The sequence below is a fragment of the Plesiomonas sp. ISS29 genome, from assembly GCF_056522795.1.
The window spans coordinates 272755-296450 of sequence record NZ_JAWRZQ010000001.1 but is presented as its reverse complement, the minus strand read 5'-3'; the positions used below and the strand labels follow the sequence as shown (position 1 = coordinate 296450).

General features: G+C 51.0%; 22 protein-coding genes. 16 read left to right on the top strand and 6 right to left on the bottom strand.

Annotated features, from left to right (window positions below):
• Positions 1 to 69 precede the first annotated feature (69 nt).
• Positions 70 to 894 carry a pimeloyl-ACP methyl ester esterase BioH gene (bioH, locus tag AC1HDJ_RS01295; RefSeq protein ID WP_479536613.1) on the top strand — a complete coding sequence of 275 codons (825 nt, stop codon included), beginning with the start codon at positions 70 to 72 and terminating at the stop codon, positions 892 to 894.
• A gap of 91 nt (positions 895 to 985) precedes the next feature.
• A complete protein-coding gene (locus AC1HDJ_RS01290; RefSeq protein ID WP_479536611.1) occupies positions 986 to 1423 on the top strand; it encodes a hypothetical protein in 438 nt (145 codons plus the stop codon).
• Between the two features lie 108 nt (positions 1424 to 1531).
• On the opposite strand, the gene envZ is transcribed toward AC1HDJ_RS01290, so the two are convergent.
• The 3 genes from envZ to greB form a co-directional block, all read right to left on the bottom strand.
• The gene (gene envZ / locus AC1HDJ_RS01285; protein WP_479536609.1) at positions 1532 to 2884 is read right to left on the bottom strand and encodes a two-component system sensor histidine kinase EnvZ; all 1353 of its coding nucleotides are present in this window, start codon (positions 2882 to 2884) and stop codon (positions 1532 to 1534) included.
• Entirely contained in the window at positions 2884 to 3603 is a 720-nt protein-coding gene (ompR, locus tag AC1HDJ_RS01280) for an osmolarity response regulator transcription factor OmpR (protein ID WP_479536607.1), read from the bottom strand. The genes envZ and ompR overlap by 1 nt, the downstream gene beginning before the upstream one ends.
• A 347-nt stretch (positions 3604 to 3950) precedes the next feature.
• Positions 3951 to 4454: a transcription elongation factor GreB gene (gene greB / locus AC1HDJ_RS01275; protein ID WP_479536605.1), complete on the bottom strand. Its 504-nt coding sequence runs from the start codon at positions 4452 to 4454 to the stop codon at positions 3951 to 3953.
• A 132-nt stretch (positions 4455 to 4586) separates the two neighbouring features.
• Here greB and AC1HDJ_RS01270 point away from each other — a divergent pair, with 132 nt between their 5' ends.
• Entirely contained in the window at positions 4587 to 6986 is a 2400-nt protein-coding gene (locus AC1HDJ_RS01270) for a Tex family protein (protein WP_479536603.1), read from the top strand.
• A 614-nt stretch (positions 6987 to 7600) separates the two neighbouring features.
• Here AC1HDJ_RS01270 and pckA read toward each other — a convergent pair.
• From pckA to hslR, 3 genes are all read right to left on the bottom strand, one after another.
• A complete protein-coding gene (gene pckA, locus AC1HDJ_RS01265) occupies positions 7601 to 9229 on the bottom strand; it encodes a phosphoenolpyruvate carboxykinase (ATP) (protein ID WP_479536600.1) in 1629 nt (542 codons plus the stop codon).
• A gap of 147 nt (positions 9230 to 9376) precedes the next feature.
• Positions 9377 to 10288, bottom strand: coding sequence for an Hsp33 family molecular chaperone HslO (gene hslO / locus AC1HDJ_RS01260; protein ID WP_479536598.1), 912 nt, complete (start codon positions 10286 to 10288; stop codon positions 9377 to 9379).
• 36 nt (positions 10289 to 10324) lie between these two features.
• Positions 10325 to 10765 (bottom strand): ribosome-associated heat shock protein Hsp15, encoded by a 441-nt coding sequence (gene hslR, locus AC1HDJ_RS01255; protein WP_479536596.1) that lies wholly within the window; start codon positions 10763 to 10765, stop codon positions 10325 to 10327.
• Positions 10766 to 11241: 476 nt separating this feature from the next.
• Here hslR and gspC point away from each other — a divergent pair, with 476 nt between their 5' ends.
• The 13 genes from gspC to nudE all read left to right on the top strand — a co-directional run bounded on the left by gspC (position 11242) and on the right by nudE (position 23684).
• Positions 11242 to 12222, top strand: a complete 981-nt coding sequence (gspC, locus tag AC1HDJ_RS01250; protein ID WP_479536594.1) for a type II secretion system protein GspC — start codon at positions 11242 to 11244, stop codon at positions 12220 to 12222.
• 35 nt (positions 12223 to 12257) lie between these two features.
• Complete coding sequence (gene gspD, locus AC1HDJ_RS01245; protein WP_479536592.1) at positions 12258 to 14333, top strand: type II secretion system secretin GspD; 2076 nt, start codon at positions 12258 to 12260, stop codon at positions 14331 to 14333.
• Positions 14330 to 15889 (top strand): type II secretion system ATPase GspE, encoded by a 1560-nt coding sequence (gspE, locus tag AC1HDJ_RS01240; RefSeq protein ID WP_479536590.1) that lies wholly within the window; start codon positions 14330 to 14332, stop codon positions 15887 to 15889. The genes gspD and gspE overlap by 4 nt, the downstream gene beginning before the upstream one ends.
• Positions 15889 to 17121: a type II secretion system inner membrane protein GspF gene (gspF, locus tag AC1HDJ_RS01235; RefSeq protein ID WP_479536588.1), complete on the top strand. Its 1233-nt coding sequence runs from the start codon at positions 15889 to 15891 to the stop codon at positions 17119 to 17121. The genes gspE and gspF overlap by 1 nt, the downstream gene beginning before the upstream one ends.
• Positions 17122 to 17182: 61 nt before the next feature.
• The gene (gene gspG / locus AC1HDJ_RS01230) at positions 17183 to 17653 is read left to right on the top strand and encodes a type II secretion system major pseudopilin GspG (RefSeq protein WP_479537186.1); all 471 of its coding nucleotides are present in this window, start codon (positions 17183 to 17185) and stop codon (positions 17651 to 17653) included.
• Entirely contained in the window at positions 17653 to 18246 is a 594-nt protein-coding gene (gene gspH / locus AC1HDJ_RS01225; RefSeq protein WP_479536585.1) for a type II secretion system minor pseudopilin GspH, read from the top strand. Before gspG ends, gspH begins: the two co-directional genes overlap by 1 nt.
• The gene (gene gspI / locus AC1HDJ_RS01220) at positions 18243 to 18623 is read left to right on the top strand and encodes a type II secretion system minor pseudopilin GspI (protein WP_479536583.1); all 381 of its coding nucleotides are present in this window, start codon (positions 18243 to 18245) and stop codon (positions 18621 to 18623) included. Before gspH ends, gspI begins: the two co-directional genes overlap by 4 nt.
• Positions 18620 to 19270, top strand: coding sequence for a type II secretion system minor pseudopilin GspJ (gene gspJ, locus AC1HDJ_RS01215; RefSeq protein WP_479536581.1), 651 nt, complete (start codon positions 18620 to 18622; stop codon positions 19268 to 19270). The genes gspI and gspJ overlap by 4 nt, the downstream gene beginning before the upstream one ends.
• On the top strand, positions 19270 to 20307 hold the full coding sequence (gene gspK, locus AC1HDJ_RS01210; protein ID WP_479536579.1) for a type II secretion system minor pseudopilin GspK: 1038 nt from the start codon (positions 19270 to 19272) through the stop codon (positions 20305 to 20307). The genes gspJ and gspK overlap by 1 nt, the downstream gene beginning before the upstream one ends.
• The gene (gene gspL, locus AC1HDJ_RS01205; protein ID WP_479536577.1) at positions 20304 to 21629 is read left to right on the top strand and encodes a type II secretion system protein GspL; all 1326 of its coding nucleotides are present in this window, start codon (positions 20304 to 20306) and stop codon (positions 21627 to 21629) included. The genes gspK and gspL overlap by 4 nt, the downstream gene beginning before the upstream one ends.
• Positions 21629 to 22111, top strand: coding sequence for a type II secretion system protein M (locus AC1HDJ_RS01200; RefSeq protein ID WP_479536575.1), 483 nt, complete (start codon positions 21629 to 21631; stop codon positions 22109 to 22111). Before gspL ends, AC1HDJ_RS01200 begins: the two co-directional genes overlap by 1 nt.
• A gap of 2 nt (positions 22112 to 22113) precedes the next feature.
• Complete coding sequence (locus AC1HDJ_RS01195; RefSeq protein ID WP_479536573.1) at positions 22114 to 22872, top strand: type II secretion system protein N; 759 nt, start codon at positions 22114 to 22116, stop codon at positions 22870 to 22872.
• Positions 22873 to 23099: 227 nt separating this feature from the next.
• On the top strand, positions 23100 to 23684 hold the full coding sequence (nudE, locus tag AC1HDJ_RS01190) for an ADP compounds hydrolase NudE (protein ID WP_479536571.1): 585 nt from the start codon (positions 23100 to 23102) through the stop codon (positions 23682 to 23684).
• Positions 23685 to 23696: the final 12 nt, after the last annotated feature.

Sequence of the window (23696 nt, the reverse complement as noted above, 5' to 3'; positions counted from 1 at the left end):
CGTGCAAGGGGCTAACCGGTTGTTTAACCAAAGATCGCAAAAAAAGATCACAACAAAAGAGTATAGGGGATGAGCAAACTGTATTGGCAACAACAGGGGCAGGGTGAACGCGATATTGTGCTGCTACACGGTTGGGGGCTGAATGCCGAAGTATGGCAACCGCTGGTGGCGGAATTAAGTTCGCATTATCGGGTACACACGGTTGATTTACCCGGTTACGGGCGCAGCAGCGGTTATGGTGCACTGTCACTGCCTGAAATGGCACATATTTTGTTACAGCAAGCACCGGCCAATGCTGTTTGGATCGGGTGGTCACTGGGTGGGCTGGTGGCAACTGAAGCGGCTTTACAGGCTCAGGCTGCCGATACACTGGCAGTGGAAACGGCATTATCTGGCCAAGGTGTGGCGATAGCCGGATTAATTACGCTGGCCTCATCACCCTGTTTTGTGATGCAAGATAACTGGCCGGGTATCAAGCCAGAGGTCTTGGCCCAATTTCGCCTGCAATTGCAGCACGATTTTAGCCGTACCGTAGAGCGTTTTTTGGCACTGCAAACACTGGGTACAGCTACCGCCCGGCAGGATACCCGCTATCTGAAACAGGCGGTACTGTCTGTTCCTGCCCCTACTGCCGAAGTTCTGGCTAAAGGTCTGGATCTGTTGGCCGACACAGATTTCAGGGAGCGTGTATCGGCACTCACTTTACCGGCGCTGCGTATTTATGGCCGGTTAGACGGGCTGGTTCCGCATCAGGTGATTGCGCAAGTCAATGCCTGCTGGCCAGACTCACACGTTGAGATTATTGCCCAAGGCGCACACGCCCCTTTTATTGCTGAACCGGCACGTTGTGCCCAGATGATAGACATATTTTGTCACCGTTATCTGTGGGTATAAACGCACTATTGTGAGCGTTGTTCTGCCATGTTGCGGGCGGCTTCTTGTGTTCATGCTGTGATCTGTTATTTGCTCAGGGAAATAGACCAACATGATGAATGTCAGCCCCACCAATCAGGCAGTATCGGTGCTGCCGACCTCGGTGAATCCGTCAACCGAGCAGGCGCGGCATGATAATCAGGTGCGTGAGCGAATTGTACAACCCGAGGAAGTTATCGCCTCGCCGGGCAAGCGCGCAGTTGATGCGCATCCGCAAGACCGAGACTGGCTGACTACCGATGAGGATGAAAAAGAGCAGGAGAGCGCAGAGCCACACACGCCGGATCCTGATTTACTGCCAACGTCTGCCGAGGCGGTAATTGAAGGGGAGTGGGTCAGCAAAGAGGATTGCCCGCGCTATTATCCCCCGTTTCCGAATGCATTGACGGCAGTAAATAACCGTATGGCACTGCACGGCAAAGTGATCGCCTGCCGTTACTGGTACTCAGTACGCCCGCACCCGAAAGCCGATTTTCGTACTAAAACCTGATGAGCAAAGATGGGGTGTACAGGATATTGTGATTGAGATTCTCATCGTGCAAAAAACATTCTGCCGTATTATTGCACGGCAGAACGAGAGTATATTGCAGACTACGTATTATGAGGCTGATTTAACCTGAGTATCGGTTTCACGGCTGATGGGCAAAGAGATCCGCATAGCCAGCCCGCCGAGTGTAGCACTGCGGCTGAGGTTGATTTTACCGTGATGCGCATCAATGATGCGTTTCAAGATAGCCAGCCCTAACCCTGAGCCTTCGCTGCTGCCGCGCGCCTCATCACCCCGAACAAACGGCTGGAACAGATTTTCAATCTGATCATCGGGAATACCCGGCCCGTTGTCATCAACTTGTGCCCAAATATAACCGGTATCATCAATACCGCTGCTGACACTGATCATGCCGTTTCCGTAGCGGATCGCATTGGTAATGATGTTGGCAATCGCCCGCTTGATTGATAACGGGTGAATATTGCAGAGTAAAACATCGTGGAACAGCTCAACGTTAATCATATGATCTTCGTTGCTTTCTGCGGTTGCGACTTCACTCACCAGCATATTCAGATCATATTGTTCGGTTGGCATATCACCGTTTTGCGCGCGCAGAAAATCGATAAACTGGCCGATAATATCGTTGGATTCATCAATATCTTTATTGATGGATTCCGCCAGATAACTGTCTTCTTGCGACATCATTTCGGTTGCTAGCCTGATCCGCGTCAGTGGGGTGCGCAAATCATGGCTGATACCGGCCAGAATCAGGTTTCTATCCTGTGCCAGAGCTTTAATGCCTTTGCTCATCACGTTAAAAGAGTGAATCACCGAACGAACTTCTGATGCACCCTGTTCCGGCAGTTGATCAGGGTACTCACCGCGGCCAACCCGTAATGCCGCTTTTTCCAGCTCCATTAACGGGCGGTTTTGCAGGCGGATAAACACCCAGGCACCGGCCAGAATGAGCATGAAGATGGCGAAAATATAGCGGAACAGCGGCGCAAATGCCTCTTGGCGCAGTTTGATTAAGGGAATGCGCGACCAAAGGTCACTGTCTTTATCCGTCGGGTCATGCAGCCAGAGTACAAAAAACTCAGAGCCGGTTTCTAACCTGACATCCACATAAGTGCCAAACAGCCGAGTAAACTCTTGATCTAAAAACGGATAATGTTCAGCTTGTGCCAGCCCGAGCAATAGTGCCTCTTGCGTGCTGTAGAGGCGGATATCCAGATCAGAAGCCAGCTCATTGCGCAAAATTTGCCGTACACTGGGCGAGGCTTGTTTGTCTATTTTGGCGGCTAGCTTAATTTCATACGCAATCATGCGATTAAATTGCGATACGGTAGGCCGGATCGCAAAATTCATTACCGCCATATAGGTAGTGAGCATGCAAATCAGCAGCAGCACCACCATCATGAGCAGGGTACGAGCAAACGTACTGCGCGGAAGCCAGCTGGTCATTATGCTTTGTGATCATCCGGAACAAATACGTAGCCTAAGCCCCACACGGTTTGAATATAACGCGGGCGTGCCGGATCTTCTTCTAGCATACGGCGCAGGCGGGAGATCTGTACGTCAATTGCACGCTCCATCGCACTGTACTCGCGGCCACGAGCCAGATTCATCAGCTTATCACGAGATAGTGGTTCACGCGGGTGGGTGATCAGCGCTTTGAGTACGGCGAACTCACCGCTGGTCAGTAGCATAGCTTCATCACCGCGGAACATTTCGCGGGTACCCAGATTCAGGCGGAATGGGCCAAATTCAATGATTGCTTCTTCTTGTGAAGGTGCGCCCGGCAGTTCGGTGATATGGCGGCGTAAAATCGCGCGCAGACGGGCTAGCAGTTCACGTGGGTTAAACGGTTTTGGCAGATAGTCATCAGCACCCACTTCCAGACCCACGATACGATCAATTTCATCGCCTTTTGCCGTCAGCATAATGATCGGCATGTTGTTATCTTGGCTGCGCAGACGGCGGCAGATTGATAGGCCATCTTCGCCCGGCAACATCAGATCCAGCACCATTAAATGGAAGCTTTCACGCACCAGCAGACGGTCCATCTGCTCGGCGTTAGCAACGCTGCGAACCACAAAGCCTTGTTCTGTCAGATAGCGCTCTAGCAGTGCGCGCAGGCGCATATCATCGTCGACCACGAGGATTTTGTGATTCTCTTGCATGTTCATTACTCCAAAAAAAAGCGAAATCATTTACACCGAAAATAGGATGATGCAGTGAGCATGTCATCCGTAATTGAGTCTATTGTATGCAACATTCGCGAGCTACTGCACAGGAAATTGTTACAAAGTTAATCTATAAACTGAGCCGAGGGATAAGCATGGTAACAAGGCGTAAATCACACGATTGAGATGACGTGTTGTTATAGTAATGTGAATGCTTGTCATGCAGTTTTCGGTGATGGCTGTTGCTGTGCAACAGTATTAATATTGCACAAGTTGTGTCGGATATCCCGCACTGCATTAGATTTTTGTCCGTAACATCACGCTATTGATGCTGGGCACTTTAATCACATCGGTTTATCCGAGCTAAGCGGCTGATAACGGATACCGAGCACTAGATAGCAGACACAGCCGGAAGGGGTTTCGATTACGATTTCATCATCAACCACTTTGCCAATCAGGGCGCGGGCGACGGGTGAGTTAATCGAGATCCAGTTTTTGGCCGGATCAAATTCATCGGCTCCGACAATACGGTAGCAGCTCTCGATCCCTTGTTCGTTTTCCAGCGTGACCCACGCACCGAAAAACACTTTTCCCTCTTGCTGCGGGCTCGGATCAATGATTTTGAGAATATCCAACCGTTTGCTTAAAAAGCGTACTCTGCGGTCGATTTCGCGTAAGCGTTTTTTACCGTAGATGTACTCGGCATTCTCTGAGCGGTCGCCCATTGCTGCCGCTTCAGAAACGGCTTGTGTTACCTGTGGACGTTCAATTTTCCACAAATATTTCAGCTCTTTATCCAGAGCCAGCCAGCCTTCACGGGTGATGTAGTGTGCTTTTGTTGTGCTCATTTTATCCTTGGTTTACTCAATGCGCTTCACGTTCACAGATATCCTTCTGCCTGATGGCTGGTATTTTGCCACGCAGAAACGTATAAAAGTCGGTTATCACTCAAAATTCTCTGATGAACCCCAATTGAGCCTATGAATAATCATTTTAGCCGTGTTATTGCCAGTGAAATTGCCGCCCGCGCCGATCAGGTCAGCGCCGCCATTAACTTGCTCGATGAGGGCAATACCGTCCCCTTTATTGCCCGTTACCGTAAAGAAGCGACCGGCGGGCTGGATGATACCCAGCTGCGAAATCTGGAAACGCGCTTAATTTATCTGCGTGAATTGGAAGATCGCCGTCAGACGATTTTGAAATCAATCACTGAGCAGGGCAAGTTAACCGAGGCGCTGCAACAGGCGTTACTCAGCACCGACAATAAAACAGAGCTTGAAGATCTCTATCTACCGTATCGGCCAAAACGCCGCACGCGCGGTCAAATTGCCATTGAAGCTGGGTTAGCGCCACTGGCCGATAGCCTGTGGAATAATCCGCAGCAAGACCCAGACACGCTGGCCGCGACCTTTATCAATGCCGATCAGGGGGTTGCCGACAGTAAAGCCGCATTAGATGGCGCGCGCTATATTCTGATGGAACGTTTTGCCGAAGACGCGCCGTTATTGCAGAAAATCCGTACCTATTTGTGGAAATATGCCCAATTAGTGTCAACTGTAGCGGCTGGTAAAGAGGAAGAGGGGGCGAAGTTTCGTGATTACTTTGCTCACCACGAGCCGATTGCAAAAGTGCCGTCGCACCGCGCACTGGCGATGTTCCGTGGCCGCAATGAGGGGGTGTTAAACCTTTCACTCAATGCCGATCCTGAACAGGAAGAGAGCATTCGCAGCAGCTATTGTGAAACCCTGATTGCCGAGCATTATCAGGTGATGCTGAACAACGCACCGGCCGATAGCTGGCGTAAAACGGTCATCAGCTGGGCATGGCGCATCAAAATTTTGCTGCACATGGAAACCGAGCTGATGGGCACGGTACGTGAACAGGCCGAAGCCGAAGCGATTAACGTATTTGCCCGTAATATGAGTGACTTGCTAATGGCTGCACCGGCGGGTGCAAAAGCGACCATGGGGCTGGATCCCGGTTTGCGTACCGGCGTGAAAGTGGCAGTGGTTGATGCTACTGGAAAACTGGTTGATACCGCTACCGTCTACCCGCATACCGGACAGATGGATAAAGCGCTGCATACGGTCGCGCAGCTGTGCCAAAAACATCAGGTTGCGCTGATTGCTATCGGCAACGGCACGGCATCACGTGAAACCGACCGTTTTACTGCCGAGATGTTTCGTCTGTATCCCGATATTCAGGCACAAAAAGTGACAGTCAGTGAGGCCGGGGCCTCGGTGTATTCAGCCTCGGAGCTGGCCGCGCTGGAGTTCCCTGACCTTGATGTCTCACTGCGTGGTGCGGTTTCGATAGCCCGTCGTCTGCAAGATCCGCTGGCTGAACTGGTCAAAATTGAGCCAAAATCCATCGGGGTGGGTCAGTATCAGCACGATGTTTCCCAGTCACAACTGGCGCGCCGTCTTGATGGCGTGGTGGAAGACTGTGTGAACGCCGTGGGGGTTGATCTGAATACCGCCTCGGTTGCGCTGCTGACTCGTGTGGCTGGATTGTCAAAAACACTGGCTCAGAATGTGGTGGCTTTCCGTGATGAGCATGGTCGTTTCGATAGCCGTCAGCAGTTGCTGAAAGTGGGGCGTTTAGGCCCGAAGGCGTTTGAGCAGTGTGCCGGATTTTTACGCATCAATGACGGTAAAAACCCGCTGGATGCCTCAACGGTACATCCGGAAACCTATCCGGTTGTTGAGCGTATTCTGGCTGCCACCGGCAAAACCGTGCGTGACCTCATGGGCAACGGCGAGCTGCTACGCAGTGTCAAAGCCAGTGAGTTTACCGATGATCGCTTCGGTTTACCGACGGTCACCGATATCCTAAAAGAGCTGGAAAAACCCGGCCGCGATCCGCGCCCCGAATTTAAAACGGCCACTTTTGCTGAGGGGGTGGAAACCCTCGATGATCTCTCTGCGGGGCTGATTTTAGAAGGCACAGTGACCAATGTGACCAATTTTGGCGCATTTGTTGATATCGGTGTGCATCAGGATGGCTTGGTACACATCTCATCGCTGTCAGATAAATTTATTGATGATCCACATAAAGTGGTGAAAGCCGGTGATATCGTCAAGGTTAAAGTGCTGGAAGTGGATATTGCGCGTAAGCGGATTGCTCTGAGCATGCGTCTTGATGATCAATCGGCCAGCGCTGGGGCGAAAAATAGCTCAAGCGTTGAGCGGAATAACGTAAATTCGGCGCATAACAGCACAATGTCTCGTCCATCAGACCGTACTGATCGCACTCCGGCAGGTCAGGGGAGTCATGCTGGTGGTAGAAACGCAAGCCGTAGCACAAACCGCAATGACAGCAGCCAAGGTAACAGCGCGATGGGTGATGCGCTCGCAGCAGCACTGCGTAAAAGCAAATAACGGATACTGCGCATATCTATTTGGTGCATCACAGTACCATCACGTATAACCGCACATATAACGGGGGGCAGTTGCTCCCCTTTTTTTATCCCCTGTGTGCTGTTTTGGTCTTTTTTTGTATCACACGGAGGATAAAAAAAACGCCCAGCACAAAGATGTGTGAGCGGATATTGTCCAACTATATCAGTAATCAGTAATCAGTAATCAGTAATCAGTAATCAGTAATCAGTAATCAGTAACAATTATGAGCGATCGTTAATATCGCAGTCGCCAATCCGGCTAAAACACCAGAATGCGACAATAAACAGCAAGGCCCAGGGAACAGCCAGCATCACGCCAATAATGAAATCTTGCATATTGCACCGCCTGACTGAATGGTTAATGGTCATACCATAGGTCAATCTTTTGATGCATGATATTTGAATAAAATGAATATTGCGTTCATTAAAAATGAACATGATGGCGGTCAGCAGGAATAAATAGGAATAAAAGAAGAATAAAGAGGAATAAAAAGTATAAAAAAAGCACAGACCGATAAGGCCTGTGCTTAGCTTTTGTATAGCGAATGCAACAATATCACCGGTGGATTTACCGCGTGATGTGTTTTCGGCGTATTACAGCTGTGGGCCTGCTTGCACCAGCGCTGCACCCTCAGGGGTATCGGTGTATTTGTCAAAGTTGGTGATAAAGCGTTGCGCCAGATCTTTGGCTTTATCTTCCCACTGTGCCAGTTCGCTGTAGGTATTGCGCGGGTCAAGAATACCGGTATCTGCCCCAGGCAATGTCAGCGGGATCTCAAGGTCGAAAATTGGCAGTGTGGCTGTTGGCATCTCTTCAATTGAACCATCAAGAATCGCATCAATAATTGCACGGGTATCTTTGATGGAGATCCGTTTGCCTGTACCGTTCCAGCCAGTATTGACCAGATAGGCCTGAGCACCGGCCGCTTCCATACGCTTCACCAGCACCTCGGCATACTGTGTCGGGTGCAGCGTTAGGAAGGCTGCGCCAAAACAGGCAGAGAATGTTGGGGTTGGCTCGGTGATCCCACGCTCTGTACCGGCCAGTTTAGCGGTAAAACCAGACAGGAAGTGATACTTGGTCTGCTCAGGGGTCAGCTTCGAGACCGGAGGCAGCACACCAAACGCATCTGCGGTGAGGAAAATGACCTTATTGGCATGGCCAGCTTTTGATACCGGTTTAACAATATTTTGAATATGGTTGATAGGGTAAGAGACACGGGTATTTTCGGTCTTTGAACCATCATCAAAATCAATTGAACCATCAGCCCGAACGGTCACGTTTTCCAGCAGCGCATCACGCTTAATGGCATGGAAAATATCTGGCTCTGCTTCTTCCGAAAGCTTAATCGTTTTCGCGTAGCAGCCGCCTTCAAAGTTGAAGACACCGTCATCATCCCAACCGTGTTCATCATCACCAATTAAGCGACGCTTTGGATCGGTAGACAGAGTGGTTTTACCGGTACCAGATAGACCAAAGAAGACAGCAACATCCTCTTTTTCACCAACGTTGGCCGAGCAGTGCATAGAGGCAATACCCTGTAGCGGCAGCAGGTAGTTCATCACTGAGAACATCCCTTTTTTCATCTCGCCGCCGTACCATGTGCCGCCGATGAGCTGAATGCGCTCGGTCAGGTTAAATGCCACAAAGTTTTCAGAGTTCAGGCCTTGCTCTTTCCAGTGAGGATTGGTGCATTTTGCGCCATTCATCACGATAAAATCAGGGGTGAAATGTTGCAGCTCTTCCGCGCTTGGGCGAATGAACATATTCTTCACAAAGTGTGCTTGCCATGCTACTTCGGTAATCACACGCACTTTCAGGCGGGTATCTGGGTTTGCACCACAGAATGCATCCACCACAAACAGGCGCTTGTGCGAAAGTTGCTTGGTAACCAGCGCTTTTAGATCGTGCCAGACTTCAGGGGAGATCGCTTTATTATCGTTTTTGCCCTTACCCTGATCAGCCCACCAGATGGTATTACGGGTGGTATCATCGCGGACAATGTATTTATCTTTCGGGGAGCGGCCGGTAAAAATACCGGTATCAACAGCCACTGCGCCCATATTGGTCACAACGCCACGTTCATAGCCGGAAAGGTTTTTGCAGGTTTCTTCTTGAAATAACAGTTCGTAGGATGGATTGTAGATGATCTCGTTAACGTCTTTGATTCCGTAACTGGCCAGATCCAAGACGATTGGGCTTTCTACCTCTAATACACTCATCTTTCAGCTCCTTTGTAATTGGACAATTCCTTGTTCCTAATAACCATACTAATGATGTGCCTAATCGATACAGCGAGCATCATCAAACTTTGGTTATTATTTTTAAGGGAAACACAAAGAAATGGCGGGAATGTTCCCGCCTTGTGATCAGTGTAGCTGATTTGATGAATTTGTGTGTGATCCGTTTCGAAGTGCCTGAATATCTATCGCATCGAATCGGTAATGGGCTTGGCAGTAGTCACAATGCATATCAATTTCACCGCTTTCCGACAGAATCTGCTCTATTTCTAACGGATCTACAGTCAAAATTGCTGCGCCAGAGCGTTCACGTGAACAGGTACAGCTAAAACAGACCGCTTGGGCCGGATAGATGGTCACCTCTTCTTGATGATACAAGCGATACAGCACCTCTTCGGCCTCTAGCCCGAACATCTCATCGGCGGTCATGGTGGATGTCAGCTGGCTTAAATGCTCGAACTCATCGCCATTAGCGTGCTCATCGGGCAGCACTTGCAGCAGGAAGCCGCCGGCAACCGGCTGATCTTGATGGGTGCCGGTCAACAAAAACAGGCGGGTTGGTAACTGTTCAGACTGAGCAAAATAGCCTTCTAAGCATTCAGCTAATGTTTCGCCTTCTAGCCCAACAATACCCTGATAACGCTCACCCTGATTCGGGGTGATGGTTATCACTAAATGCCCTTGACCTATCATCTGGCGTAGCGTCATTTCATCGCTGATATCACCCTGAACACGGGCTACGCCACGTAGTTTTTGTTGATGATCGCCGTTAATAACCGCTAAGCGCAGTGGGCCATCCCCTTGCAGTTGCACGGTGATTGTGCCTTCAAACTTCAAGGTTGCGGTTAACAAACTGGTGGCAACGAGCATCTCACCGAGCAGCCGTTGTACCGGCAACGGGTAGTCGTGATTATTCAGCATCTGCTGATAAGTCTCAGCTAGACGCACCATCTCACCACGCACCGACACTTTATCAAACAGATAGCGATGCAGTTGGTCGTGTGTGTTTAAGCTTGGGGAGGTATGATCATGATTGTGCATAACGTTCTCTCGATTAGCGTTTTTGATGGCGAGCGGTTACTCGGCATCGTTATATTTAAAACGGAGCAGATCGCGGCGCTCTTTTTTATCCGGCCGCCGGTCAGGATGCGGCATCGATAACGCATTCATTTTACGCGCCAGGCTGACTTGCTCACGCTGCTGAATGCTCTCTGCGGTCTCTTGATACATCAATTGTGCTTCAACCGCACTGCGGCGCTGTTCTGCAACCAGCAAGATAATCACGGTACGCGTGTCATTTCCTTGCCGCAAAGTCAGGGTTGCACCGAGTTCAATAAGTTTACTCGGCTTACTGCGCTGACCGTTATAGTGAACTTTACCGCCTTCCACCATTTCACGTGCCAGAGCCCGCGTTTTATAAAAGCGTGCTGCCCAGAGCCATTTATCTAACCGTATTGCCGGGAGGCTATCAGCCCCTTGCAGTAACGTGCCTTTTTCAAGGCGGCTTTTTCCGCGCATTGGCTACCCTGCTATAACTCACTATATATGAGAAAAGTATCTCACTTCTCTGGTTGGAAGCCTACTGTTGTGAATAAGGGCACAAATTGCATATGGCGTAGTGGGAATATGTGGAAAATAGTGAAAGCAATTAAGTGGCATCTTGCTGAGAAATGCTATTTTCAGATACGCTAAATTAGTTTTCTTATCAAGTGATTTTTGTGTGATTTTAATTGAAATATTCAAAAAATAAGTTGTAACGTATTTCAGTGGGTAATGATTTATTACATACTATTGCAGTAATCTGTCACCCTGTTGTCTTATGCCATTATGTCATTATTAAATGATGGCTGATTATCTTTTGCAGTCGGCTTGCTGTTTAGCCTGAGTGCTGCCTATAAAAGTAATAAAATAATACGATCAGTGATGTTAATTATTCGTTGCATAGTTATGATGGCCCAAGCATGTTTTCGGGTTAAGAATATAGGGAAATAACGGTGGTTTTGTTTGCCCGATTTTTGGCAGTGCTGCATCAATGCACTCAAACACAATGGCAAGAACGTTGCGCACGCTGGCTGCAACGCGCCTTGTGGCTGGCCTGTGCATGGAGCATAGGCCAATTGGTCTGGTTAATCTTGCCAGCTCCTGAGCCTTCATTACTACCGCCGATTGCGCGGGTAAAGGCAACCGTACCCTCTGCCAACTCATTGACAGAAGCCGATCTTGGCATTGTTTTTCAGCAACAGTGGTTTGGTTCACTATCCCCCGTAAAATCAGCGCCTGAGCCGATCAATAAAGTGATTATGCCCACCAAGCTCAACTTTGTGTTGCGCGGGGTAGCACCAAGCCAAGATTCCACACGCAGTGCTGCGGTGATCGAGGCGCAGGGCAAACAGCAAAGCTATATGCTGGGGGAAAAAATTGATGGTTCAAATGTCACTCTGCTGGCGGTTGAACCTTTACAAGTGTTGCTCGATAACGCTGGTCAGCATGAGGTTTTACGTTTACCGGGTGAGCCGGCCGCTTCCGAGCCTTCTGCTTCCCTAGCACGTGGGAATCTGATAGCACCCGCTGCCAGCAACAGCCCGCCTGCCAATACGCCAGCGCAAGAGGCTTCGGTCGCCGATACACCCGCCGCTGACAGTGAGGTTGCCGAAGGCTCTGTCGTGAAAGCTGATTTGGCGGAAGTACGCGCTTTAATCGCACAAGATCCGCAAAAAGTTCTGAACTACATTCGCTTAAGCCCAGTGCGTAAAGAGAAAACATTAGTCGGCTACCGGGTTTCACCGGGGGCTAATCGTAGTCTGTTTGATTCGTTTGGTTTAAAAGATCAAGACATTGCAGTGGCACTTAACGGGCTGGATTTAACCGACGATAAGCAAGCGCTGCAAGTGATGCAACAGTTGGCGACGGTCCCAAGCATCACCCTAACCGTACAGCGTGCAGGAATGCGCTACGACATTCTGATCACGCCTTAAATTTGATGGATATTTGCGTAATACAAGGGCAAACCATGATTAATAACATCGCACCCGAATCTTCAGCTCGGTTCAGGTTTGCCTGTAAGCGGGTAAAACCCACATTAAAAGCGCTAATGGTCGCCTCTTTACTGATGGTACAAGGGGTGGCTTGGGCAAACGAGTTTTCGGCAAATTTCAAAGATACTGATCTCAATACCTTTATTGATACGGTCGGTCGAAATTTAAATAAAACCATCATTACCGACCCATCAATACAAGGGCGCATTAACGTTCGCAGTACCGAGCTGTTAACCGAGCGTCAATATTACCAGCTGTTTTTGAATGTGTTGCAGGCCAACGGGTATTCGGCAATCCCAATGGATAACGGCGTGCTCAAAGTGGTCAAATCACGTGATGCAAAAACAGAGCCGTTGCCGGTTGTCAGTAATGGTACGGGGGGCTTTGAAGGTGATGAAATGGTCACTCGTGTTGTTCCGGTGCGTAATGTTTCAGTACGGGAACTTGCGCCATTATTGCGCCAGCTGATTGACAGCGCAGGTTCGGGCAACGTGGTCAACTATGACCCGTCGAATGTAATCATGCTGACTGGGCGTGCCTCGGTGGTTAACCGCTTGGCGGAGGTTATTCATCGGGTTGATTTAACCGGTAACAAAGCCTCAGAAGTGGTCGCCTTGCGTAACGCATCTGCTTCAGAGATGGTGCGGGTGGTTGATAGCCTGAACAAAGCCAATGATCAGAACCAGCCAGCTACCTTAAAATCACAAGTGGTTGCTGATGAGCGAACTAACAGCATTGTGATCAGCGGTGATCCGGCGGTACGTGAAAGCCTCAAACGCTTGGTACGGCAACTTGATTCTGAAATTGAAAATACTGGCAACAGCCGGGTGTTTTATCTCAAATACAGTAAAGCCGAAGATTTGGTGGAAGTGCTTAATCAGGTCAGCGGCACACTAAAAGCCAGTAAAGATGCCCAGAAGGGGCAGGCAGCTGCGGGTTCGGGTGGTAATGCGCTAGTCTCTATCGCGGCGAATAAAAATACCAATGCGCTGGTGGTCACCGCTCCGCAAGACATTATGCAGTCTTTGCAAAGCGTAATTTCCCAGCTGGATGTCCGCCGTGCACAGGTGCATGTCGAAGCACTGATTGTAGAGATAGCCGAAGGTAATAACGTCAATTTTGGTGTGCAGTGGGGGTCAAAGAATGCCGGTTTAGTGCAATTTGCCAACGGTAATCAGATCCCGATTGGCTCGTTAGCCGGCGCGCTGTATCAGGCCAGACCCGAACAGGGTTCAACCATTATCAATGATAACGGCTCAACCACCATTAACCCGGATAAGCCCGGTGATATCTCAGCGTTAACCCAGCTGTTAAGCAGTTACAGCGGCGCAGCGGTGGGTATAGTTAAAGGCGATTGGGCCGCTTTAGTGCAGGCTGTTAAAACTGACTCAAACTCAAACGTGCTCTCAACCCCAAGTATCACCACGCTCGATAACCAAGAAGCCTCATTTATGGTCGGGCAAGATGTACCGGTGCTTACCGGCTCAACCACCGGCTCAGACAATAAAAACCCGTTTAATACCGTTGAGCGTAAAAAAGTCGGCACCATGCTGAAAGTGACTCCGCAGATCAACGAAGGGAATGCCGTTCAGCTGACCATTGAACAAGAAGTCTCAAAAGTGGAAGGCCAAACCAACCTTGATGTGGTGTTTGCCGAACGTAAGCTAAAAACCACCGTGCTGGCCGATGACGGCGATTTGATCGTACTGGGCGGTTTGATTGATGATCAAAGCGGTGAAAGTGTCGCGAAAGTACCGTTACTGGGCGATATTCCGATTTTAGGACATCTGTTTAAATCAACCTCGAACAAGAAAGAGAAGCGCAATCTGATGATCTTTATCCGCCCAACTATCCTGCGTGATGGCATGGCGGCCGATGGCGTTTCCCAGCGTAAATATAACTATATTCGTGCCGAGCAACTCTATCGTGACGATAAAGGCATGAGCTTGATGCCGCAAACACCGCTGCCGATTTTACCCGAATACGGTAAAGATGCAGACCTGCCGGCAGAAGTGCGAGCATTCCTGAATGCTCGGGGGATCAAGGCATGAGTGAGCAGGCCGCTGAACTGCCATCACGCCGCTTGCCGTTCAGTTTTGCTCGCCGCTTCGGGGTGATCCTCGATACCGAATCCGAGCCTCAACGCGCGGATTTGGCCACGGCTGTGTCAGCATCAGAGGGGCAAGGGCTCTCTGATGCTGCTCAGCGTGTGTGTGTCTACCATGCACAACCGCTGAGCCTTGAAGTGCTGCTTGAGCTGCGGCGGGTGATTGGTAGCATATTTCGTTTGCAAGCGCTTGACCCTGCTGAGTTTGAGCAGCGGCTGACCCAATCTTATCAGCGTGATTCGAGCGAGGCGCGCCAGCTAATGGAAGACATCAGCGCCGATGGCGATTTTTACACGCTAGCAGAAGAGCTACCGCAGACTGAAGATCTGCTCGAAAGCGAGGATGATGCTCCGATCATCAAGTTGATCAACGCCATGCTCGGTGAGGCGATCAAAGAGGGCGCATCTGATATTCATATTGAAACGTTCGAAAAAGTGCTGGTGATCCGTTTTCGGATTGACGGCGTACTGCGTGAAGTACTGCGCCCGAGCCGTAAATTGGCCACCCTGCTGGTTTCGCGGATTAAAGTTATGGCACGGCTGGATATTGCTGAAAAGCGCATTCCACAGGATGGCCGTATTGCCCTGTTACTCGGCGGTCGGGCGGTGGATGTTCGGGTTTCGACTATGCCGTCGAACCACGGTGAGCGGGTAGTACTGCGTTTGCTGGATAAAAATCAGGCGCGTTTGACCCTTAGCCATCTCGGTATGCAGCCGCAAATGAGCGCCATTTTTCGCTCACTGATTTTCAAACCACACGGTATTTTACTGGTGACAGGCCCAACGGGTTCAGGAAAAAGTACCACCTTATACGCTGGTTTACAGGAGCTTAACAGCCAAGAGCGTAACATCCTGACAGTGGAAGACCCGATTGAGTACACCCTTGAGGGTATTGGGCAGACGCAGGTTAATAGCAAAGTAGATATGACCTTTGCCCGCGGGCTACGCGCCATTTTGCGTCAAGACCCTGATGTGGTGATGATCGGTGAAATCCGCGATCTAGAGACCGCGCAAATTGCCGTACAAGCCTCATTAACCGGCCACCTAGTACTTTCGACGCTACACACCAATACCGCAGTGGGTGCAGTAACCCGTTTGCGCGATATGGGGATTGAGCCATTTTTGATCTCCTCAAGCTTGTTAGGCGTACTGGCCCAGCGGTTGGTACGCACCTTATGTACTGAGTGTCGCCGTCCGGCAGAAGCCACCGATGAGGAGCGCAAAGCGCTCGGCGTGAGCCACACCAATCCAGTCACGCTTTATCATGCCGAAGGTTGCCCGAAGTGTAATCAGAAAGGCTATCGGGGGCGTACGGGGATCCATGAATTGCTGGTTGTTGATGAGTCAGTGCGTGAAATGATCCACAGTGATGCTGGAGAGCAGCAGATCGAGCGTTACGCGCGTCTGCACAGCCCAAGTATTCGTGATAATGGCATGAGCAAAGTCTTAGCTGGGATCACAACACTTGAAGAAGTGTTGCGCGTGACGCGGGAGGGATAATGGCGGCCTATCAATACCGCGCCCTGAGCGCCAGTGGCAAAACTGAAAAAGGGGTGATAGAAGCTGATTCCGCACGGCAGGCCCGCCAGATGTTGCGCGATAAAGGCTTGTTACCAACCGAGCTAGCCGAAAGCACATCACGTCAAACCGTTGATTCTGATGGCGTGAAAACCGCTTCCCCACGTTGGCAGCGTGGCGCGAGTGCCGCCGATCTTGCCCTGATAACTCGCCAATTAGCCACGCTGGTTCAGGCCTCGATGCCGCTCGAAGAGTGTTTACGCGCCGTGGGTGAACAGTGCGAAAAACCGCACCTGAAAACACTGATGTTTGCGGTGCGCTCACGGGTACTCGAAGGCTATACGCTGGCCGACAGCCTGCGCGCGCACCATAAAGTGTTTGATGAGCTGTTTTGCGCCATGGTGGCGGCCGGTGAAAAATCAGGTCATCTGGATGCGGTCCTGAACCGGCTGGCCGACTACACCGAACAGCGCCAGCATATGAAAGGCAAAATGCTGCAAGCGATGCTCTATCCACTGGTACTTACCGTGGTTGCAATCGGGGTTATCGGTATTTTGTTGGCCTCGGTCGTGCCGAAAGTGGTTTCACAGTTTGAGCATTTAGGGCAGGCACTGCCCACCTCGACCCAGATACTGATTATCCTCAGTGATGGCGTTCGTGCATACGGGCTTTTTATCGTGATAGCCCTTGTGGTGATTTCGGTGTTGTGGCAACGGCTGTTACAGCGGCCGGCAGTTCGCTTGCGCTGGGATCAGCGAATTTTACGCGTACCTTTGGTGGGCAAAGTCAGCCGTGGGCTCAATACCGCCCGTTTTGCCCGGACGCTCAGTATTTTGTCATCCAGCAGCGTGCCTTTGCTTGAGGGCATGCAAATTGCCGCCAGTGTCGCGTCTAACCGCTATGTTGAGCAGCAGGTGATTGCTGCATCAGAGCGTGTGCGTGAAGGTACTAGCCTGCGTGCCGCACTGGATGAAAGCAAACTGTTCCCTCCGATGATGCTGCATATGATCGCCTCTGGTGAGCGCAGTGGCGAGCTTGAACAGATGCTGACACGGGCTGCAGATAACCAAGACCGAGAGTTTGAATCTTTAGTCAGCCTTGCATTAGGTGTGTTTGAACCGGTGCTGATTGTCAGTATGGCCGGCATTGTTTTGTTTATCGTGATCTCTATTTTGCAGCCGATGCTGCAGCTTAACAATATGGTCGGTATGTAAACCGCAGGCCGGTGATCGGCGTACTATTTTCAGGAGTTAAACTATGTCAGATATTAAAATTATGCCCAAAAACCGTGTTTCTTGCCGTCAGCACACATCCCCCAAGCAGGGTTTTACCTTGCTTGAAGTGATGGTGGTGATTGTTATTCTCGGCATTTTGGCCAGTCTGGTTGTGCCTAATTTGCTGGGAAACAAAGAGAAAGCCGATCAGCAAAAAGTTGTCAGCGATATTGTCGCGCTGGAGAATAGTTTGGATATGTACAAGCTTGATAACAGCGTCTACCCGACTACCGAACAGGGTTTACAGGCACTGGTTAGCAAACCATCGGGTACACCTGAGCCGCGTAATTACCGTGAGGGTGGCTATATCAAACGTCTGCCACAAGATCCGTGGGGCAACGAGTATCAGTATCTTAGCCCGGGCGAAAAAGGCAGCACCGATATCTACTCATTAGGCTCTGATGGCCAAGAGGGCGGTGAAGGCAGTGCGGTGGATATCGGTAACTGGAACATCAACGAGTACCAAAAATAGTGATTCGCCGTGGCTTTACTCTGCTTGAGATGATGCTGGTGATCTTTTTGATTGGCCTGACCGGTAGTGGCGTAATGATGATGCTACCAGACAGTAAACAAGATCAGGCCAAAGAGGAGGCGCAGCGCTTTCTGGCACTGGCGCAGCTGGTGCAAGAGGAGGCCACACTGGGCGGTCGCTTATACGGTATTCGTATTGAAAAAAACGGTTATCAATTGATGCAATTAGAACAGGGAGAGTGGCAGCCACTGCGCGATCAAAAATTTACCACCGCAGTGACGCTGCCGCAGGGCCTGACGCTTGATCTGACGCTGGGCCAGTACCGCTGGCAAAATACGCAAGAGAGCGATCTGGAGCTGAGCCGTACGCGCTTGAGCCTGCATGATGAAAGCACCTCCCTTAATGATGGGCAGGATAAAGACAAGCAGCAGCCGCCACAAATTTGGCTCGATGCCGGCGGTGACTCTCTGCCCTTTACCCTGCGCTTTAAAACCGCTGAACTTGCTGCGGACAATAATTCACAGTGGGTTGTTGAGGGCGAAGAGAGCGGAGAGTTACAAATAATGGAACCGTCTGAGCAGGGCCGCAAATGAAGCGCGGTTTTACACTGTTGGAAGTACTGGTGGCGCTGGCCGTTTTTGCGGTGGCCGCTTTGGCCGTGATGCAGGCAGCCAGTGGCCATATTCGCAGTTTAAGCCTGCTGGAAGAGAAATTGTTTGCCGGTTGGGTGGCTGAAAATCAGCAAGCGTTGCTGGCGTTAATGCCCGCAGCCGAAAGAGTGCGAGAACAGCGCGGCCAAACCGAACTCGGCGGCCAGATGTGGTATTGGCGCAGTAAACCGGTGAAAACCGAAACCCCGCTATTGCAGGCTATTGATCTGAGTGTCAGCCCGCAGGCTAGCATGTCACCTACCTCGGCAGTACTGCGCAGCTATTTTAGTCGTGATGATCGTGCGGCAGAGAACCCATGATGCGGCGTATGAGAGTCTCATCCGGTTTTACTCTGCTTGAGTTATTGGTCGCGATCGCCATTTTTGCCTTTTTGACCATGAGTGCTTATCAGGTTGTTGACGGCGTGTGGCGCACCGATGTGATTAGCCGGGAAAATAGCGCCCGTCTGATTGAGCTGCAAAAAAGCATGCAATATTTACAGCGCGATTTGGGGCAGATGCTTGCCAGACAAGTGCGCAGTGACTTTGCCGACCCTGAACCGGCGCTGCTGGTTGGAAATGGCTTGCTCGGTTCTGACAGTATGGGTATTCGAGTGGTACGTGGCGGGCTGGTTAACCCGCAAATGCAGTTGCCTAGAAGCCAACTATTACGGGTTGGATATCGGGTAAAAGATCGGCAGCTTCAACGTCTAGTTTGGCCGGTGGTTGATGCCCCGAGCCGTACCGAGCCAACCGTGCGTACGGTTTTGAATGATGTCGAAAATATGAAATTCGCCTTTTATAACGGCGAGCGTTGGCAAGATGGCTGGACAGAAGCTAGCACTCTGCCACAAGCCATGCGCCTAACATTAACGCTGACCGGTCGCGGAGATATTGAGCGAATCTGGCTGCTTGGCAGTGGTATTAGCGCACAACCGGATCAAAATAACGAAGAGGGCAGCAACTGATGCGATCTCTTCCCTTTTTGGCCTCTCGCCGAATGCTAACTCGCCCTCGTTCCGGTATGGCACTGGTTGTGGTGCTGATGTTACTGGTAATTTTAACCGTGCTGGCCAGTCAGCTGACAGTACGTTTGCAGCAGCAGATCCGGCGGGCCGAAAACCAGCAGCTCTACACGCAGGCTTACTGGTACGCCATGAGCAGTGAAGCTCTGGCCATCAGCGTATTAAATGCCTCATTAAGTGATGAGAAACGGGTTCATTTAGGGCAGCCATGGGCAATTGGAAAGCAGACTTTTCCGCTTGATCTGGGCAGCATCACCACCGAATTAACCGACATGCAGTCTTGCTTTAATCTCAATGCCATGGCGGGTTTAAAACATCAGGAAGGTAGCATTGAGCGGCCGCTGCTGGCAAAACAGTTTTTAGCTCTGCTCGGCGGTATCACAATTGATGACAAGCCAATTGACAGCTATCAGGCCGAAGTGATCACCGACAGTCTGTGGGAGTTTATTGACAGCAACAGCACCGTGGAAACCCAATACGGCGTGGAAGACAGCCACTATCTTGGCTTACCCGTTCCGTATCTTGCACCAAACACATTGCTGGCCGATGTCAGCGAACTGCGGGCGGTGAACGGCATCGATGCCGCAACATATCAGGCTCTCGCCCCGTATCTGTGCGCGTTGCCCGAGAAAAAACTGGAGGTCAACGTCAACACGCTGACCGAAGATAAAGCCCTGTTGCTGCAAGCACTGTTTACACCCTACCTTTCACTCGAACAAGCACAACGATTGATCAGTGATCGCCCGCGAGATGGCTGGATTGACGTACAAACCTTCCTCAATGCGCCTGAAATTGCAGGATTAGAGGATAAAGTTAAACAGGCCGTTACGCCGATGCTGACGGTCAACAGCCACTATTTTCTGCTGACCTCACGCACTCAGATAGGGCGGGTAGAACTCACTCTGCGCAGCGGGTTGGCAAAAGGTAAAAAAGAGTCCTCATTTTATGTTCTGCGGCATCAGTTAGGAGAAGTTGAGTGAACGGTGTCCTCATTATTCGGTTACCCGCAGAGGCGACAGGCAATGTCAGTTGGCTGTTGTGGTCAAAAGAACAACAAAAACAGCTTGTTGGTGGCGAACTGACTGGCACAGACGCGCTTAGTCAGCTCAGTGATTATCATCAGCACCCACTTTGGGTACTGGTGCCTGGCCATCAGGTCAGTGTTCGCGCCTGTACCCTACCAAAAGGTGCGGCCAAGCAGGCTGAAAACTTACTGCCGGTACTGTTGGAAGATGAGCTGGCCGAAGATATTGATGATCTGCACTTTGCCCTGCTGCATCGCAGCGGAAGTTATGCGCATGTTGCCGTTATCCAGCGGAAAAAAATTGAGCAGTGGCTGGCGTGGCTGTCGGCAGCAGGGCTGAAAGCCCAGCGTCTGCTGCCCGACTGGCTGGCACTTCCGCTGCATACTCATGCCATCAGCGCATTACAACTGCATGATGACTGGCTGGTTAGGCAGCAGCCGTGGCTGGGTTTTACTGCCGAAGAGGCCCTGCTACTGCCACTGTTTAGCGCGCTCAGTCATCAGGCCCAAAATAAGGCTGAAATAGCTGAAGTAGAAGAAGCACCTGCGCTTGCGGTAACAGCAAAAAGCACGGGCTCTGACCATCGGCTGCACGTACAGAGTCTAAACCCGTTGCCAAACGCCCTCTTGCCGTTAGCGGCCACCTTGCCACTGGCGTGGGAAGTGACCACACCCACCCACGGCCAAACGGCGTTGGAACTGTTGGCGCAAGGCGCTCAACAGGCAGGCGTGACACAAAAAGCCAACTTACTGACCGGGGATTTTGCCCCGAAGCACGCCTATCAGCAGCAGTGGCAGCGCTGGAAACCGGTGGCTATTGCCGCCTGCGTGTTGCTCAGTTTGGTGTTTATCGATCGCGGTGTGCACCTGTGGCAACTGACCCGTCAGGCCGATCTGGCCCAGTTGCAGGCGGAAAACGCCTATCGGGTGTTGTTCCCGCAGCAAAAGCGGCTGGTGAATTTACGTGCACAGCTCAACGGCGTTTTGCGCCAGATGCGCGGCCAACCGGTGATGCAGGGGCTCATTCCGCGCCTGCGTAAAGTGGCCGAAACCGTGACAAAAGAGCAACAAGCCAATACCGCAACCTCAGTGCGTTTTATGGGTATGAAATACGATCGCGACCGTCAAACATTACGCATTCAGGCCAAAGCGGCCGATTTTGCCCAGCTTGAGCAACTGCGCTCGGCACTCAGTAACCAGTTTTCGGTCGAACAGGGCCAGTTATCGCGTGAAGCCGGTCAAGTCGTCGGTACGCTCACTATCAAGGAGAAACCCTAATGCCGATATGGTGGAAACAGCTCTCCTTACGTGAGAAACGCCTATTACAAGCAGGCATGCTCTGTTTGTTGCTGGGTATTTTTTTCTGGGGGATATGGCAACCTCTAAATCAAAACATTGCCCAACAAGCGCTGCGCTTGCGCCAAAACCAGCAACTGCTGACCCAGATACAAACCTCGGCGGACAGCATCCGCAGCTGGCAACAGCAACAGGGCAAAACCAGCCCAGCGGGTAGTAGTAGCCAAAGTCTGTCGCAACAAGTCAGTTTAAGTGCCAGTCAAAACGGGTTAAAAGTGATCCGTATGCAACCGCAAGAGCGATCACTACAGTTGTGGATAGACGATCTCCCCTTTAACCAGCTACTCAGTTGGCTACTGAAATTGCGGCTCGAACAGGGTATCGAAGTGGTGTATCTCGATGTGCTTCCTACCGAACAATCCGGCATGGTGAAAGTGGAACGTCTGCAACTGGAGCAACCTTAAACATGCGAACTGTGTGGAAAAGTACCCTGTTATTGGCCGGCGTGGTGGGCATCAGTGCGATGGTGCACGCTCCGGCTTACCTGATGCGCCCGCTGCTGGCGGTTATCCAACCAGAGCTTAAACTGGGTACCCTTAACGGTTACTGGTGGCAAGGCAGTGCTGCTCAAACACGCTATCAACAGTGGGATTTAGGCGAAGTCAGTTGGCGGATTAATTGGCTGGCATTGCTGCAACTGCAACCGGCCGTTGAACTCAAACTCGGCCAAAACAGTGAATTGCATATCGCAGGTCATGGTGAAGTGCGCCGCACTTGGTCAGGCTGGCTACTGCGTGAGTGGCGGGTTAGCTTGCCGGCCAACAGCGTTAATACCTTTGTACCGATACTGCCGATGATATTAAGTGGCCGTATAGATTTGAACCTCACCGAAGCACAGTTCACATCCGCAGGGTGCGAACAGCTGCAAGCCGTTGTGGTATGGAATCAGGCCAGTGCAACGTTGATGGGCAATGAGCTTACAGCCAAACCGGCGGGAGCAATCCTCTCCTGCCCGAAGCCACAAACCTTGCATGCGATCCTGAAAGCCCAATCGCCGCAATTTGTGGTTGATGCGAAAGCCAATCTGACCACCGCAGGTTGGGATCTGCAAGGCTCACTGCAACCGAAAGCTGACCTTGCCCCGATGCTCCAACAAGGGCTTGCACTGCTTGGCTCACCGGATGCACAAGGGAATTACCCGTTACAACTCAAACAGCCGTGGTAGTGTGCTCTTGTCACTATAGCTTTTCGGCCGTTCAGCGGGTGGTGTGAATACCGCTATTTATGCAAATGGCATATATCTTCACAAAGCCCGTTGTATACATATTCTGCCGTTAACATGGTCAAACGGCATTCTCAGCAGTACTATCACAAGATAATATCAGCAGAGTCATATTAGCGTAGTCGCAGGGGCCGCGACATGATCAGCACAGGGGTAATACAGGGCGCACTATGGATAAAATTTTGCATAAACCCACCATACTCTCGGTAACCACCGCAGCTCGTTCACGCCTGTTTCATATTGAATCGGTAAACTTACGCTTTAGCAACGGCGTTGAGCGCGTGTACGAGCGGATGCACCCTAGTCAGCGAGAATCGGTGATGATTGTCCCGATTATCGATAATGACTTGCTGCTGATCAGCGAGTATGCCGTCGGTGTAGAGGGTTATGAACTCGGATTCCCCAAAGGGCTGGTTGATCGCGGAGAGAGCGTGTTAGCTGCCGCCAACCGTGAACTGATGGAGGAAGCCGGTTTTGGTGCTCATCAGCTGACCGTCTTAAAATCGGTCATGATGTCACCGGCGTACTTCTCAAGCCGGATGACACTGCTGTTGGCGCGTGATCTCTACCCCTGCAAGCTCGAAGGCGATGAGCCAGAACCGCTCACGCTCATTCGCTGGCCGTTAAGTGATATTGACGCACTGCTAGCACTGCCTGAATTTAATGAAGCACGGGCCATGACAGCACTGTTTATGGTACGTGATTGGCTGAATAACCAGACCGCACACCATGCCGAACAGGCATCTCAACCTTAAGCGGAGAACTCC